A 15,276-nucleotide genomic window follows, 5' to 3' on the forward strand; every position below is an offset into this window, starting at 1 on the left:
CGCCGCTCAGCGCGGCCGGCTGTCCCAGATCTTCTGCAGGCGCTTGACCGAAACCGGCATCGGCGTCTTCAGCTCCTGCGCATACAGGCCGACGCGCAGCTCCTCCAGCAGCCAGCGGAACTCCTCCAGCGCCGGGTCCTCGACGCCGGCGCGGCGGCGGGCGAGGCGTTCGCGTTCCCAGGCCTGGGCCAGCGCCTTCCACTCGGCCATCGCCTGCGCATCGCGCGCCGGATTGTTGCGAAGTTTGTCCACCCGCACCGACGCCGCCTTCAGATAGCGCGTGAAATGCGCCAGCCGCTCCCACGGGAAAGCGACCAGGAAGTCCTTAGGCAGCAGCGCGGCGAGCTGGGACTGCATGTCGGCCACCGCGTCGGGGAAGGTCTTGAGGCCCGCCAGGCGCTTCTGCAGGGCCGAATGCTCCGCGAGCAGGCCGCCGGCCAGCCGCATGAACTCCTGCGCAACCAGGCTGACGCGGCTGCGGGCCTCGGCGCAGCGGCGCGCGAACGCCTCGGCGTCGGCCGGCAGCGGTTCGAGCAGGCAGCAGCGCGTCAGCGTGGCTTCGACCAGCCTTGCCTTCAGCTCGGCCTCGGTGCCGAAGCTCATGTACTGCAGCGCGAGTTCGCGCAGGCCTGGCAGGCGCTCGACCGCCCGCACCTGATCCTTCAGATTGAGCGCGAACAGCCGGGCAAGCCCCCTCCGATGCACGCGCGCGGCCTCCTCCGGGGTGTCGTAGGGCCGTAGCGAGACACTGTCGCCGTCGTCGTGGAGCGCGGGAAAGCCGATCACCTCGCGGCCGGCGACGCGAATCTCGAGCAGCTCCGGCAGGGCACCGAAGGACCAGGCGGTGAAGCCGGACAGGGACTGCGCCGGCAACTCGGCGGCGGCAGCGCCGCGGCCAGACGCGTCGCCCCCCGCGTTCCCGACGGCCTTGCCACCCTTCCGCCCCGCCGCGACGCCCGCGCCCGGCGCAGCGTCCGCGCGCACGCCATACCGCCCGCGGTCGGACCTCGTGCCTGCGCCCTCATCCGCGCCACGCGCCCCGCCGCCACCGGCCTGATCACCGCCCGCGCCGACGCCCGCGGCCGACAGCGCACCCGCGAGCGCGCCGCCGATCTTCGCCGCCGAGAAGCGCGCCGCCACCTGCTCGCGGAAGCGCGCACGCAGCTCCATCAGGTTGCGCGACTGGCCCATCACGCGGCCGTGCTCGTCGATCACGCGGAAGTTCATGAAGCAGTGCGGCTTCAGGTTCTCCGGTCGGAAGCTCTCCAGCGGCAACTTCAACTGCACGCGCTCCTCGACGAAGCGCTGCAGCATCTTCAACAGCGCCTCGTCGGTATCGAACTCTCCGGCCTCGAAGGCCGCCATGAAGGCCGCCGCGCTCTCGCCCACCGGCTGCAGGCGGTGGCGGTGCTTCTGCGGCACGGTCTTCATCAGCGCCGCGACCTTCTCCTCCAGCAGCCCCGGCACCAGCCACTCGCAGCGGTTGGCGGGGATCTGGTTGAGCATGGCGAGCGGTACGGTGAGCGTGACGCCGTCGTCGGCCTCGCCAGGCTGGTGCAGGTAGCTGAGCTTCAACTTCTGCCCGAGCACCTCCAGTGCGGGCGGAAAGCGATCGGTCGTGACGCCTTCCGCCTCGTGGCGCATCAACTGCTCGCGCGACAGGTGCAGCAGCTTCGGCTCGGTATTCTCGGCCTTCTTCCGCCAGCGCTCGAGGCCCGCGACATCGCAGACGTCCTGCGGGATCTTGCTGTCGTAGAAGGCCTCGATCAGCGCTTCGTCCACCAGCACGTCCGGGCGGCGCGACTTGTGCTCGAGGCGCTCGATCTCCGCGACCAGGCGCTGGTTGTGGGCGAGGAAGGCCATCGCGCGCGCCGGCCCCTCGGCGATCTCGCCCTGCACCAGGCCCTCGCGGATGAGGAGCTCGCGGCACAGCGCCGGGTCGATGTCGCGATAGGCCACGCCGCGGCGCGGGTAGATCACCAGGCCGTACAGCGTGCCGCGCTCCCAGGCGCGCACCGCGCCCGAGGACTTCGACCAGTGCGGCTCGAACACCTGGCGCTTGACCAGGTGGCCGCCGACCTCCTCCACCCACTCCGGCTCGATGCGCGCGATGCAGCGCCCGAACAGACGGCTGGTCTCGACCTGCTCGGCGGCCATGATCCACTTACCCGCCTTCTTCGCCAGCGCCGAACCCGGATGCGGCCAGAACTTGATGCCGCGCGCGCCCAGATACGCCCCCGCCTGCGGCCCCGAAGCATCGTCCACCTTGCAGCCGATGTTGCCGAGCAGGCCGGCGAGCAGCGCCTTGTGGATCGCCTCGTAGTTCGCCGGCTGCGCGTTCTCCTTCCAACCATGTTCGGCACACAGGGTATGGAGCTGGGCGAACACGTCGCGCCACTCGCGCATGCGCATGTAATTCAGGAAGTTCTTCTTGCACCAGGCCTTCTGCTTGCTGGACGACTCGTGGCGCTGCACCTCGTCCCAGGCTTTCCACAGGTGCCAGTACCACAGGAACTCGGACTTCTCGTCCTGCTCCCCGCCGCGGAACTTCGCATGCGCCTGGTCGGCGGCGCCGGGGCTGTCCTGCGGACGCTCGCGCGGGTCCTGCACCGACAGCGCGGCGGCGATCACCAGCAGCTCGGCGAGCGCACCGCGGTCGCGCGCAGCGAGGATCATGCGGCCGATGCGCGGGTCGAGCGGCAGCTTCGCCAGCTCGCTGCCGATCGGGGTGAGCTGGCGCGCCTCGTCGTCGGTGACGGCGCCGAGCTCGGCGAGCAGCGCATAGCCGTCGCCGATCAGGCGCGATCCGGGCGCATCGATGAAGGGGAAATCCTCCACCGCGCCGAGCTTCAAGGCCTTCATGCGCAGGATCACGCCGGCGAGCGAGGAGCGCAGGATCTCCGGGTCGGTGTGCGGCGGGCGGCGGTCGAAGTCGTCCTCGTCGTAGAGGCGGAAGCAGATGCCGTCCATGACGCGGCCGCAGCGGCCGGCGCGCTGCTTCGCCGCCGACTGGGCGATCTTCTCGACCTGCAGCTGCTCGACCTTGTTGCGCGGCGAATAGCGCTTGATGCGCGCCAGCCCGGTGTCGACCACGTAGCGGATGCCGGGCACGGTCAGCGAGGTCTCGGCGACGTTGGTCGACAGCACCACCCGGCGCCCGTTGGAGGGCGAGAACACGCGCGCCTGCTCCTGTGCCGACTGGCGCGCGAACAGCGGCAGGATCTCGGTGCCGGGCAGGTGGTGGGCCTTGCGCAGCGCCTCGGCGGCCTCGCGGATCTCGCGCTCGCCGGGCAGGAAGACGAGCACGTCGCCGGGGCCGCAGCGCTGTGCCTCGTCGACCGCATCGACCAGCGCGTCCATGAGGTCGCGACTCCTGTCCTTGCTGGCGTCCCTTCCGGCCTCCTTTCCGCCGCGCGCGGCGCCGCGCGCGGCCGCAGCAGGGTCGAGCGCCTCGTTCTCCACCGGCCGGTAGCGCATCTCGATCGGATACAGCCGGCCCGACACCTCGATCACCGGCGCCGGCCTGCCCGTCGCGTCGGCGAAGTGCTTCGCGAAACGCTCGGCATCCAGCGTCGCCGAGGTCACCACCACCTTCAGGTCGGGCCGGCGCGGCAGCAGGGTCTTGAGGTAGCCGAGCAGGAAGTCGATGTTGAGGCTGCGCTCGTGGGCCTCGTCGATGATCAGGGTGTCGTAGGCGGCGAGCAGCGGGTCGGTCTGGGTCTCGGCGAGCAGGATGCCGTCGGTCATCAGCTTGACGTGGCTGCGCTCGCCGGTCTTGTCGGTGAAGCGGATCTTGTAGCCGACGACCTCGCCGAGCGGGCTCTTGAGCTCCTGTGCGATGCGGCTCGCGGTGGCGCGCGCGGCCAGCCGGCGCGGCTGGGTGTGGCCGATCAGGCCGGCGACGCCGCGCCCCAACGTCAGCGCGATCTTGGGCAGCTGGGTGGTCTTGCCCGAGCCGGTCTCGCCACAGACGATGATGACCTGGTGGGCGGCAAGCGCCTGCGCGATCTCGTCGCGGCGAGCGGACACCGGGAGCTCGGGCGGAAAGTCCGGCACCGGCAGGGCGGCGCGGCGGGCGAGCAGCGCGGCGCGCGAACGCTCGAGGAGCGCGTCGAAGTCCGCCTGCAGGCGCGTCTGGCGGTCGGCAGCCGCAGCCTGTCCTTGCGCGCGCGCATCCTCTCCCGATCGGCCCGGCTGCGATGCGCCCCCCTTGTCTGCGCCGCCTGCGCGCAGCGGGCGCGCGAGATCGCGCGCCAGGCGGCGCAGGCGCGGGCGATCGACACTCAGACAGTCGTCGAAATTCGGCAGGTCGGAGGGGCGCCGCGCGCCCCGATGGTCAGCCCTCATGGATCCGTTTCAGCTTCGTCAGGGCGCGCATTATCCTCCGCATCGTCGCCTTGTTGGCGCCGCGGTGCGACAATGACCGCCGTCCCCGCACGACCTGCAAGCCGAGCCCGACCATGCCCGCCCACGCCATCGCCGCCGTCGTCTACAAGCCCACCGACAACATCGAGGCCCTGCTCGCCGCCGCGGCGCGTGCGCTCGCGGCCCGCGGCGTGAAGCTCGGCGGTGTGCTGCAGCACGACATCGCCACCGTCATCGACGACCCCTGCGCCATGGAACTGGAGAACCTCGAGACCGGCGAGAGCATTCCGCTGTCGCAGGACCTGGGGCGGGGTTCGGTGTCCTGCCGGGTCGACCCGGACGCGCTGGCGCGCGGCTCGATGGCGGTGCGCGGCGCGATCGCGCGCGGGGTCGAGCTGGTGATCATCAACAAGTTCGGCGCGCAGGAAGTGTCGGGTGCCGGCCTGCGCGACGAGATGGGCGAGACGGTGATGGCCGGCGTGCCGCTGCTGACCGCGGTAGGCGAGCGCTTCCTCGACGAATGGAAGGACTTCACCGGCGGCGAGGGCGCGCTGCTGCCGCCCACGCTTGGCGCCATCCTCGACTGGTGGAGCGCCCGGCAAGCGCAAGCGTGACGGCGTCCCGCACGATGCGTTGCGCAACGGCCCCGGCCACGGGCGATGCAATGCGCTGCCGCCCGGGCTGCGCGGCATGCTGCATCGCGCCCTCGATCTCCTCGCCGATTCCCGGCATGCCGCAGGGCAAGCCCGCCGGCGTGCGCTGCGTCCAGCTCGACGCGTCTGACCGCTGCCAGCTCTTCGGCGACCCGCGGCGGCCTGCGGTGTGCGCCAGCCTGCAGCCTTCCGCCGAGATGTGCGGTGCTGACCGCACCCATGCCATGCGCTTCCTCGACCGCCTCGAGCGCCTGACCGCAGCCTGAACGGCCGCGTGTGGGCGCGCGTGTGGGAGCGGCCCCTGTGGGAGCGGCCCCTGTGGGAGCGGCCCCTGTGGGAGCGGGCTTGCCCGCGAACGCCCCCGCGCAAGCACCGCTTCCGCGGGCAAGCCCACTCCCACCGCGGCATCGTGGGATCGCCCTGCCACCGCGAGCCACGACCCTGCAGTGCAATATTCCAGCGGCTATAATCGGGCGCTTCGCCCGGCGCCGCAGCCGAACCCGTCAGCACGCACCCGAACCTCGCCGCATGGACCTCTCCCTCCTCCTGATCGCACTCGTCCTCGGCATCGTCGAAGGCCTCACCGAATTCCTGCCGGTGTCCTCCACCGGCCACCTGATCATCGTCGGCGACCTGCTCGGCTACAACGACGACACCAGCAAGGTCTTCAAGATCGTCATCCAGCTCGCCGCCATCCTCGCCGTGTGCTGGGACTACCGCGAGCGCCTGATCAAGGTCGCCGTCGGCCTGCCGACCCAGCCGAGCGCCCAGCGCTTCGTGTGGATGCTGTTCATCGGCTTCCTGCCCGCAGCCATCCTCGGGCTGATGTTCCACTCCACGATCAAGGGGCTGCTCTTCAACCCGATCACGGTGGCGACCGCGCTCGTGGTCGGCGGCCTGATCATCCTGTACGTGGAAAAGCGCGCCTATCACCCCCGCATCAACGACGTGGACGAGATGCGCTGGACCGACGCGCTCAAGGTCGGCTTCGCGCAGGCGCTGGCGATGATCCCCGGCACCTCGCGCTCGGGCGCGACCATCATGGGCGGACTGATCTTCGGCCTGTCGCGCAGAACGGCAGCGGAGTTCTCCTTCTTCCTGGCGATCCCGACCATGTTCGCCGCCACCGCCTACGACCTGTACAAGAACTGGGCGCTGCTGCGGCTCGAAGACCTGCCGGTGTTCGCGGTCGGCTTCGTCGCCTCCTTCATCGCCGCGATGTGGGCGGTGAAGAGCTTCATCAAGTTCATCTCCAACCACACCTTCGTCGTCTTCGCCTGGTACCGCATCATCTTCGGCCTCTTCGTGCTGGCGACCTGGTACTTCGGCTGGGTCGAGTGGTCCGAGCCCTGATCGAGACAAATTGCGATGATCGTCTACCTCCATGGCTTCCGCTCCGCACCGGCCTCGATCAAGGCTCAGGCGCTCAAGGCACGCATGGCCGAGCGCGGGCTCGCCGAGCGGTTCTGGTGCGAACAACTGCCGGTGTCGCCGCGCGCGGCAATCGCGCTCGCCGAGGATGCGATCGCGCGCGCCCGCGCCGCCGGCCTCGAGCCCGCGGTGGTCGGCAGTTCGCTCGGCGGCTACTACGCCACCTGGCTCGCCGAGCGCCACGACCTGCGCGCGGTGCTGGTCAATCCGGCGGTGGTCGCACCGCTCGAGCTGGGTGCCTACGTGGGCATCCAGGACAACATGTACACCGGCGAGCGCTTCGCGTTCACCCGCGCCCACATCGACGAGCTGCGCGCGCTGGAGGTGCCGGCGATCACCCGCCCGGATCGCTACTGGCTGCTGGCGGAGACCGGCGACGAAGTGCTCGATTACCGCCACGCCGTGCGCAAGTACGCCGGTGCCCGGCAGTCCGTGCTCGAAGGCGGCGACCACGGCTTCTCGCGCTGGGGCGACTTCCTCGACCCGGTCATCGACTTCACCTGCCGCTGACGGGAGCCCGCCACCGATGAGCACGCACGACAACGCCCGTGGCATTGCGAAAGAGGCCGCCAGCGCCGCGCCCGGCTTCGACCCGCGCCGCTTCAAGGCCATGGAGCGCGCCGGCTTCAACCGCATCGCCGCACGCTACGCCGACGGCGCCCATCTGCGCGCCGACCTCGCCGCCGCCCTGCTCGATGCCGCCGCGCTCGCGCCCGGCCAGCGCGTGCTCGATCTCGCCAGCGGCCCCGGCCTGCTCGCGCGCGATGCCGCGCTGCGGGTCGCGCCCGGCGGCACCGTGCTCGCCACCGACATCGCCGAGGGCATGCTCGCCGAGGGCGCGCACCGCTGCGGCGAACATGCGGACGCACCCTGCTTCGCCGCCACCGACGCCGAGCAGCTGTGCCTGGCCGACGCCAGCGTTGACCGCGTGCTCGCCGGGCTTGCGCTGTTCATCTTCCCCGAGCCCGAGCGCGCCCTCGCCGAGATGCACCGCGTGCTCGCGCCCGGCGGCGTGCTCGCGCTGTCGGTGTGGGGACCGCGCGAAACCGTACCCCTGATCCACCGTGCGCAGGACACCATCGCCCACCTGCTGCCGCCGCCCAAGGTGCCTCGCCCCTCGGTGTTCCGCTACGGTCAGCCCGAGGCGCTCGCGCACGTCCTGACCGCGGCCGGCTTCGTCGACATCGACATCCGCACGTGCGCGTTCAGCTGCCACTTCGACACCGCCACCGCCTACTGGCAGGCTTTCCTCGACCTCGCCGGGGGTGCGGCCGAAGCGCTCGGCCGCCTGCCGCAGGCCACTCAGGATGCACTGCAGGCCGCAGTCGCGGATGAGCTCGCAGCACATCGCTGCGCAGACGATCGCGGCGGCTACCTGGTCCCCGCGCGAACCCTGGTGGCAAGCGCGCGCCGTCCGGGCTGACCGCCAGGCCCCTTGCCGCGCACCAGGGCGGGGGCACACCCCGCCCCGCAGCGCCTTCTTCGCGCCCACGCCGCCCCCTCCAGCCGTCTCCCGACCGTTCCCCGGATCCCCACTTGCCCGCCCCCGACGCCCGCACGCCCACCCAGATCCCGTCCATCTCCAGCGCCGAAGCTGACGCACGTGCCGCGCGCCAGGGCATGTTCGCCGCGCTCGCCGCCTTCGTGACCTGGGGTCTGGCGCCGCTCTACTTCCGCGCCCTCGGCAGCGTGCCGCCGTTCGAAATCGTCGCCCACCGCGTGCTGTGGTCAGCCCTGTTCCTCGCCGGCCTGCTCGCGGCGGTGAGCTCGACCGGCGGCTACGCCCGCGTACGTGCGGCGCTTGCCCAGCCGCGCCTGCTCGCGCTCCTCACCCTCACCGCATTGCTCACGAGCAGCAACTGGCTGGTATTCATCTGGGCGATCGACGCCGGCCGGCTGCTCGAGGCGAGCCTGGGCTACTTCATCAACCCGCTGGTCAGTGTGGCGCTCGGCGCGCTCTTTCTCGGCGAACGCCTGCGCCCGCTGCAGGCGGTTGCGGTGGCGATCGCCTGCGCGGGCGTGGGCTGGCGGGTGTGGCAGCTCGGCAGCCTGCCGTGGATCCCGCTTTTCCTCGCGGGCACCTTCGGCCTCTACGGCCTGCTGCGCAAGCGCGCCCCGGTAGACGCGGTGGGCGGGCTCTTCATCGAGACTCTGGTGGTTGCGCCGCTCGCGCTCGGCTGGCTGCTTTGGCTGCACATGCACGAAAGCCTCGCCTTCGGCAGCGGCGCCGCGACGGACTGGCTGCTGCCGCTCACCGGGGTGATCACCGCGGTGCCGCTGATGCTGTTCGCGGTCGGCGCCCGCCGCCTGCCACTGGCCACCGTCGGCTTCCTGCAATACATCGCGCCCAGCCTCAACTTCCTCGTCGCCGTGCTGCTCTTTCGCGAGCCCTTCGACACCACCCAGCTCGTCGGCTTCGCACTCATCTGGTTCGCGCTCGCGGTGTATTCCTTCGATCTGCTGCGTGCCGCACGCCGGCCCGCGCTCCGAATCCAGTAAACTAGCGCGCTTGAATTCTCCAGGCAGATGCCGATGTTCGTGCTGTATGAAGAGGACGGGGCCTTCAAGGCCGGCACCATCCTCGCCGATAACGAAACCACCCTGCAGGTCGAGAACACGCACGGCAAGCGGGTCAAGCTCAAGCGCGCCAACGTGATGCTCGAATTCCGCGAGCCTGGCCCGGCCGATCTGCTCGCGCGCGCCGAGGCCGACGCCGAAGCGCTCGACATCGAGTTCCTGTGGGAGGTGTGCGGCGACGAGGAATTCGCCTTCGCCGACTTCGCCGCCGAATACCAGGGGCATACACCGACCGCGATCGAATCCGCCGCCGTCCTGCTGCGCCTGCACTCGGCGCCGATCTGGTTCCATCGCAAGGGCAAGGGGCGCTTCCGCAAGGCGCCCGCGGACATCCTCCAGGCCGCGCTCGCCGGCCTGGAGAAAAAGCGTCAGCAGGCCGCCGCGATCGAGCACATGCGCACCGAGCTCGTCGCCGGCCGCCTGCCGCCCGAGATCGCCGCGCTGCTGCCGCAGGCGCTCTACCGCCCCGACCGCAACCGCCCCGAGATCAAGGCTCTGGAGGCCGCCTGCGTGGACAGCGGGTTGTCGGCGCCGCGCCTGCTGCTGTCCTGCGGCGCGCTCGCATCGAGCTACGACTTCCACTACAACCGCTTCCTCTTCGAGCACTTCCCGGAGGGCACGAGCTTCCCCGCCGTCGAGCCTGCGACGCTCCCGCAAGGCCTGCCGCGCGCGGAGGTGGCCGCGTTCTCGATCGACGATGCCTCCACCACCGAAATCGACGACGCCTTCTCGGTGACGCCGCGCGCCGGCGGCGGCTGGCGCATCGGCATCCACATCGCCGCGCCGGCGCTGGGCTTCGCGCGCGGCTCCGGGCTGGACGCGATCGCCCGCCGCCGTCTGTCCACCGTGTACATGCCCGGCAGCAAGATCACCATGCTGCCCGACGAGGTGGTGCAGACCTTCACCCTCGCCGAAGGCCGCGACTGCCCGGCGGTGTCGCTCTACCTGGACGTCACCCCCGGGCTGGCCATCGTCGGCGAGGAGAGCCGGGTGGAGATCGTCCCGATCGTCGCCAACCTGCGTCACCACGACATCGAGCCGGTGTTCAACGACGAGACCGTGCATAGCGGCCTGCCCGACTTCCCGTGGAAACAGGAGCTCTCGCTGCTGTGGGACCTCGCCACCGTGCTCGAGGCCGGCCGCGGCAAGGCCGGCGGCAACGAGGACCGCATCGACTTCGGTTTCAGCGTCGACTGGAACGTCGACACCGCCGACGGCCCCGGCCACGTCAGCATCAGCCGCCGGCTGCGCGGCTCGCCGATGGACAAGCTGGTCGCCGAACTGATGATTCACGCCAACATGACCTGGGGCAAGCTGCTCGACGCCTCGGGCATCCCCGGCCTCTATCGCGCGCAAGGCGGCGGGAAGGTGCGCATGACCACCGTCGCCGCGCCGCACGAGGGCCTCGGGGTGGATTGCTACGCGTGGTCGAGCTCGCCCCTGCGCCGCTACGTGGACCTGGTCAACCAGTGGCAGATCATCTCGGTGCTGCAGGGCACGCCCCCGGCCTTCGCCCCCAAGTCGGCCGAGCTCATGGCGGCGATGCGCGACTTCGAGCTCACCTACGCCGAGTACGCCGAATTCCAGCGCGGCATGGAACGCTACTGGTGCCTGCGCTGGCTGCGTCAGCACGGCCGCGGCGAGGTCGAGGCCACCGTGCTGCGCGAGAACGTGGTGCGCCTGACCGAGATCCCGCTCGTGTTCCGCGTGCCCTCGCTGCCGCTGCAGATCCCCGGGAGCCGGGTCAAGCTCTTCGTCGAGCACACCGACCTGCTCGACGTCGAGGTCGAGGCCCGCTTCGTGCAGACGCTTGCCGAACCCGAGCCCGGCGCCCTCGCCGAAGCCGGCTTCGGCTTCGCCTGAGGCCGCCATGTCGCAGGCGGCGCCCTCCCCGGCCGTGCCCGCTGCTGCGAGCGGCAGCGCAGGCGCGCGGGCGATGGGCCGGCGCCTGGCCCGCCTTGGTGGCCCCCTGCTGCTGGCGGCATTCGCGATCTCGCTCACCCTGCACGGCGTGCTGCTGCTGATCCAGTTCCGCCTGCCCGAGCACAAGCCGGTGCGCGACAAGGGTCTGGAGGTCGTGCTGGTCAATACCCGCCACGCCAAGGCACCGGACAAGGCCGAGGTGCTCGCGCAAGCCAACGTGGACGGCGGCGGCAACACCGAGCAGGAGGCGCGCCCGAGTACCCCGCTGCCGCCCCAGCCCACGCGCAAGGAGGGCGACGCCCTCGTCGAGGCCAAGCGTCGCACCCCCGAGCCGGTGCGCGAGCAGCAGCCGGTGATCACCCGCGACAAGGCCCCGGCGAAGGTCGCGGCCGCGCCGAAGAAGGTCGAGCAGCCCACGCCGCGCCCGGAGGCGCCGCCGCCGGTCAGTGGCCTCGACCTGCTCGACAGCGCCGCGGCCGTCGCCCGCCTCGAGGCGCAGATCGACCGCGACCTGCAGGAGCTCGCCAAGCGCCCGCGCAAGAAGTTCATCGGCGCGCGCGCCAAGGAATACCGCTTCGCCCAGTACGTGGAGGACTGGCGGCAGAAGGTCGAGCGCGTCGGCACCCTGAACTACCCCGACGCGGCGCGCGGCAAGCTCTATGGCAGCCTGCTGCTGTCGGTATCGATCCGCGCCGACGGCTCGGTGGACAAGGTGGGCGTGCAGCGCAGCTCGGGGCACAAGGTGCTCGACGAGGCGGCGATGCGCATCGTGAAGATGGCCGCGCCCTACGCCCCCTTCCCGCCCGACATCCGCAAGGACTACGACATCATCGAGATCACCCGCACCTGGACCTTCACCAACAGCGACCAGGTGCGCGCCAACTGAGACCGCTCATGGACCGCTACGCCGTCGTCGGCAATCCCATCGCCCACAGCAAGTCGCCGCTGATCCATGCCGCCTTTGCGCGCCAGACCGGCCAGGCGCTCAGCTACGAGGCCCTGCTCGCTCCGCTCGACGGTTTCGCGCGCACGATCGCCGACTTCCGCGCCGCCGGCGGGCGCGGCGCCAACGTGACCGTGCCCTTCAAGCTCGAGGCCTTCGCGCTCGCCGACCGCCATACACCACGTGCGCAGGCGGCCGGCGCGGTCAACACGCTCGCGTTCGACGCCGAAGGCATCCTCGGCGACAACACCGACGGCGCCGGCCTGGTGCGCGATCTCACCATCAACCTCGGCTGCGCGCTCGCCGGCCGCAGCGTCCTGCTGCTCGGTGCCGGCGGCGCCAGCCGCGGGGTGCTGCTGCCGCTGCTTGCCGAACGCCCGGCGACGCTCGTCATCGCCAACCGCAGCGCCGACAAGGCGGAGGCGCTCGCCGCCCTGTTCGCAACGCAGGCGGGCGCCACCCGACTGCAGGGTGGCGGCTTCGACGCGCTCGCCGGCGGGCGCTTCGACCTCGTCATCAACGCCACGGCCGCCAGCCTCGCCGGCGAACTGCCGCCCTTGCCACCCGGCCTCTACGCCGAGGGCGCGCTCGCCTACGACATGATGTACGGCCCCCGCCGCACGCCCTTTCTCGATGCCGCCTTGGCCGACGGCGCCGCACGCGTGGCCGACGGCCTGGGCATGCTGGTCGAGCAGGCCGCGGAAAGCTTCGCCCTGTGGCGGGGCCTGCGCCCCGACAGCGCCCCGGTGCTGGCCGAGCTGCGCCGGCTGATCGCGGCGGGCTGAGCTGCATCCGGGGAGGCGCAGGATGCGACGCGCACTCGGCTGGCTCGGCCGCGGTCTCGCCGTCGTCGTCCTCCTGCTGCTGTTCTGGCAGGCGGTCCTGCTCACCCAGGTGGTGTGGTGGAGCCGCTTCGATCCGGGCAGCACCAGCTTCATGCGCATGCGCCTCGCGGATCTGCGCGAGGCCGACCCCAAGGCCACGCTGCGCCATCAATGGGTGCCCTACGAGCGTATCTCGGTCCACCTCAAGCGCGCCGTGGTCGCCGCCGAGGACGACCGCTTCCTCGACCACGCCGGCTTCGACTGGGAAGGCATCCAGCGTGCACTCGAGCGCAACGCCGAGCGCGGCCGGCTCGCCGCCGGCGGATCGACGATCAGCCAGCAGCTGGCGAAGAACCTCTTCCTGTCGCCCTCGCGCAGCTGGCTGCGCAAGGGCCAGGAGGCGGTGATCACGCTGATGATCGAGACCACCTGGAGCAAGCGCCGCATCCTCGAGGTGTATCTGAACGTGGCCGAATGGGGCAACGGCGTGTTCGGCGCCGAGGCCGCGGCACGCCACTACTACGGCCGCCCGGCGGCCAGCCTGGGCCCGGGCGAGGCCGCGCGGCTCGCGGTGATGCTGCCCAATCCGCGCTACTACGAGCGCAACTACGGCCCCCGCCTCGCCGCCCATGCCGCGCGCGTGCAGCGCCGCATGATCCACTCGCAGGTGCCTTGAGCGGCAAGGGGAATATTTTGCACTGCAACGGAATCGGGGTCGCGGCGCCCTCCCCGAGCCCGTAGAATTCCGGCTTTGCGCCCGCCCCCGTTCGCGTGATGACCGAGCACGAAGAACACCACCCCGACGACGTCCAGCACCACCTGAAAGAGGTGCAGGAACTGCTCGCCCGCCAGAAGGTGGTGGAGGACCTCGTCCATCGCCAGGACATGCCGCGCCACGAGCTCGTCGAATCCCTGGTGCACAAGCAGCACGAAGCCGGGCTGCGCACCAAGCTCGACGCCCTGCACCCGGCCGACATCGCCTACATCCTCGAGGCGCTGCCGCTCGACGAACGCCTCTACGTCTGGGACCTGGTCAAGGCCGAGCGCGACGGCGAGATCCTGCTCGAAGTCTCGGATGCGGTGCGCGAGTCGCTGATCGAGACGATGGCGCCGGAAGAGCTGAAGGCGGCCGCCGAATCGCTCGACGCCGACGAGCTCGCCGACCTCGCTCCCGACCTGCCGCCCGAGGTCATCGAGGACGTCTTCCAGTCGCTCGACACCGAAGGCCGCGAGCAGCTGCGCGCGGCGATGTCCTACCCCGAGGACTCGGTGGGCGCGCTGATGGACTTCGACATGGTGACGGTGCGCGACGACGTCACCCTCGAGGTCGTATTGCGCTACCTGCGCCGCTTCGACGAGCTGCCCGACCATACCGACAAGCTCTTCGTGGTCGACCGCGAGGACCACCTCGAGGGCATCCTGACCCTCGAGTCGCTGCTCATCAACGATCCGGAGAAGACCGTGGCCGAGGTCATGCGCTCGGAGACGGTGATCAGCTTCACGCCCGAGGATGCGGCCGATGAGGCCGCGCAGGCCTTCGAGCGCTACGACCTGGTGTCGGCGCCGGTGATCGATTCCGAGCGGCGGGTGATCGGCCGCATCACGGTAGCGGACGTGGTGGACTTCATCCGCGAGGAGTCCGAGGCCGAGATCCTGTCCCAGGCCGGTCTGCGCGAGGAGGAGGACATCTTCGCGTCAGTGTGGAGTTCGGTGAAGAACCGCTGGGCCTGGCTGGCGATCAACCTGGTGACGGCCTTCGTGGCCTCGCGGGTGATCGGCCTGTTCGAGGATTCGATCGAGAAGCTGGTGGCGCTGGCGGCGCTGATGCCGATCGTGGCCGGCATCGGCGGCAACTCGGGCAACCAGACGGTGACGATGATCGTGCGTGCGATCGCGATGGGCCAGGTGGAGCAGTCGGCGATGACGCGCCTGCTGAAGAAGGAGCTGGGCGTGGCGCTGATCAACGGCCTGGTGTGGGGCGGCCTGCTCGGGGTGCTGGCGTGGTGGCTGTACGGCAGCATCGATCTCGGGCTGGTGATGACGAGCGCGATGACGCTGAACCTGTTGCTGGCGGCCTGCGCCGGCGTGCTGATCCCGATGCTGCGCCAGCGCCTGGGCGCCGACCCGGCGCTCGGCGGCTCGGTGATGATCACCGCGCTCACCGACTCGGGCGGGTTCTTCATTTTCCTGGGGCTGGCGACGCTGTTCCTGCTGTGAGGGTGGGGCATTCGTAAGCGGGACGCACCTCGGGCGGCTTGGCCTGGCGAGGGATACTTGGGGGCTCCGTTACGCGGCTGGAGCGGCTCGAGCGTCTCCGCTCGACGGCTCGCTGCGAGGACGCGCACGGGGTGTTCCTTCCGGGGCTGCGGAACTCGCTTCGCTCGGACAGTCCTCGCCCCTTCAGGAACACCCCGCACGCATCCGAGAGACGCCGGTTCAGCTCGACGAAAAATCAACACCTGCAGGTGGCGACGGTTTTGGTGCCTCCGAACAGTAACCACGGTAGCCGGGGATGTGTGGGGTATTCGTGAAGGGGCGAGGACTGTCCGAGCGAGGAATC

Annotated in this window: 12 protein-coding genes; 11 read left to right on the plus strand and 1 reads right to left on the minus strand. The window is 70.7% G+C overall.

The genetic code is table 11. The features are described 5' to 3' along the window. Positions 1-6: 6 nt before the first annotated feature. Positions 7-4,347 carry an ATP-dependent RNA helicase HrpA gene (gene hrpA, locus AAG895_RS16865; RefSeq protein ID WP_345793135.1) on the minus strand — a complete coding sequence of 1,447 codons (4,341 nt, stop codon included), beginning with the start codon at positions 4,345-4,347 and terminating at the stop codon, positions 7-9. Positions 4,348-4,460: 113 nt separating this feature from the next. Between hrpA and AAG895_RS16870 the strand changes: the two genes are divergently transcribed. From AAG895_RS16870 to mgtE, 11 genes are all read left to right on the plus strand, one after another. Then, a complete protein-coding gene (locus AAG895_RS16870; RefSeq protein WP_345793136.1) occupies positions 4,461-4,979 on the plus strand; it encodes a DUF2478 domain-containing protein in 519 nt (172 codons plus the stop codon). Between the two features lie 50 nt (positions 4,980-5,029). Beyond that, the gene (locus AAG895_RS16875; protein ID WP_345793137.1) at positions 5,030-5,284 is read left to right on the plus strand and encodes a YkgJ family cysteine cluster protein; all 255 of its coding nucleotides are present in this window, start codon (positions 5,030-5,032) and stop codon (positions 5,282-5,284) included. A gap of 262 nt (positions 5,285-5,546) precedes the next feature. After that, positions 5,547-6,371 carry an undecaprenyl-diphosphate phosphatase gene (locus AAG895_RS16880; protein ID WP_345793138.1) on the plus strand — a complete coding sequence of 275 codons (825 nt, stop codon included), beginning with the start codon at positions 5,547-5,549 and terminating at the stop codon, positions 6,369-6,371. A gap of 15 nt (positions 6,372-6,386) precedes the next feature. After that, the gene (locus tag AAG895_RS16885; protein WP_345793139.1) at positions 6,387-6,959 is read left to right on the plus strand and encodes a YqiA/YcfP family alpha/beta fold hydrolase; all 573 of its coding nucleotides are present in this window, start codon (positions 6,387-6,389) and stop codon (positions 6,957-6,959) included. A 16-nt stretch (positions 6,960-6,975) separates the two neighbouring features. Further along, the gene (locus AAG895_RS16890; RefSeq protein ID WP_345793140.1) at positions 6,976-7,872 is read left to right on the plus strand and encodes a methyltransferase domain-containing protein; all 897 of its coding nucleotides are present in this window, start codon (positions 6,976-6,978) and stop codon (positions 7,870-7,872) included. A 197-nt stretch (positions 7,873-8,069) separates the two neighbouring features. Continuing rightward, on the plus strand, positions 8,070-8,948 hold the full coding sequence (rarD, locus tag AAG895_RS16895; protein WP_345795320.1) for an EamA family transporter RarD: 879 nt from the start codon (positions 8,070-8,072) through the stop codon (positions 8,946-8,948). Between the two features lie 33 nt (positions 8,949-8,981). Beyond that, positions 8,982-10,889: an RNB domain-containing ribonuclease gene (locus AAG895_RS16900; protein ID WP_345793141.1), complete on the plus strand. Its 1,908-nt coding sequence runs from the start codon at positions 8,982-8,984 to the stop codon at positions 10,887-10,889. Between the two features lie 73 nt (positions 10,890-10,962). Next, a complete protein-coding gene (locus AAG895_RS16905; protein WP_345795321.1) occupies positions 10,963-11,835 on the plus strand; it encodes a TonB family protein in 873 nt (290 codons plus the stop codon). An 8-nt stretch (positions 11,836-11,843) separates the two neighbouring features. After that, positions 11,844-12,677, plus strand: coding sequence for a shikimate dehydrogenase (aroE, locus tag AAG895_RS16910; protein ID WP_345793142.1), 834 nt, complete (start codon positions 11,844-11,846; stop codon positions 12,675-12,677). Between the two features lie 22 nt (positions 12,678-12,699). Then, on the plus strand, positions 12,700-13,392 hold the full coding sequence (gene mtgA, locus AAG895_RS16915; RefSeq protein ID WP_345793143.1) for a monofunctional biosynthetic peptidoglycan transglycosylase: 693 nt from the start codon (positions 12,700-12,702) through the stop codon (positions 13,390-13,392). Positions 13,393-13,490: 98 nt separating this feature from the next. Further along, positions 13,491-14,933 (plus strand): magnesium transporter, encoded by a 1,443-nt coding sequence (gene mgtE, locus AAG895_RS16920; protein ID WP_345793144.1) that lies wholly within the window; start codon positions 13,491-13,493, stop codon positions 14,931-14,933. Positions 14,934-15,276 lie beyond the last annotated feature (343 nt).

It is taken from the genome of Thauera sp. JM12B12 (assembly GCF_039614725.1).
Taxonomy (GTDB): domain Bacteria; phylum Pseudomonadota; class Gammaproteobacteria; order Burkholderiales; family Rhodocyclaceae; genus Thauera.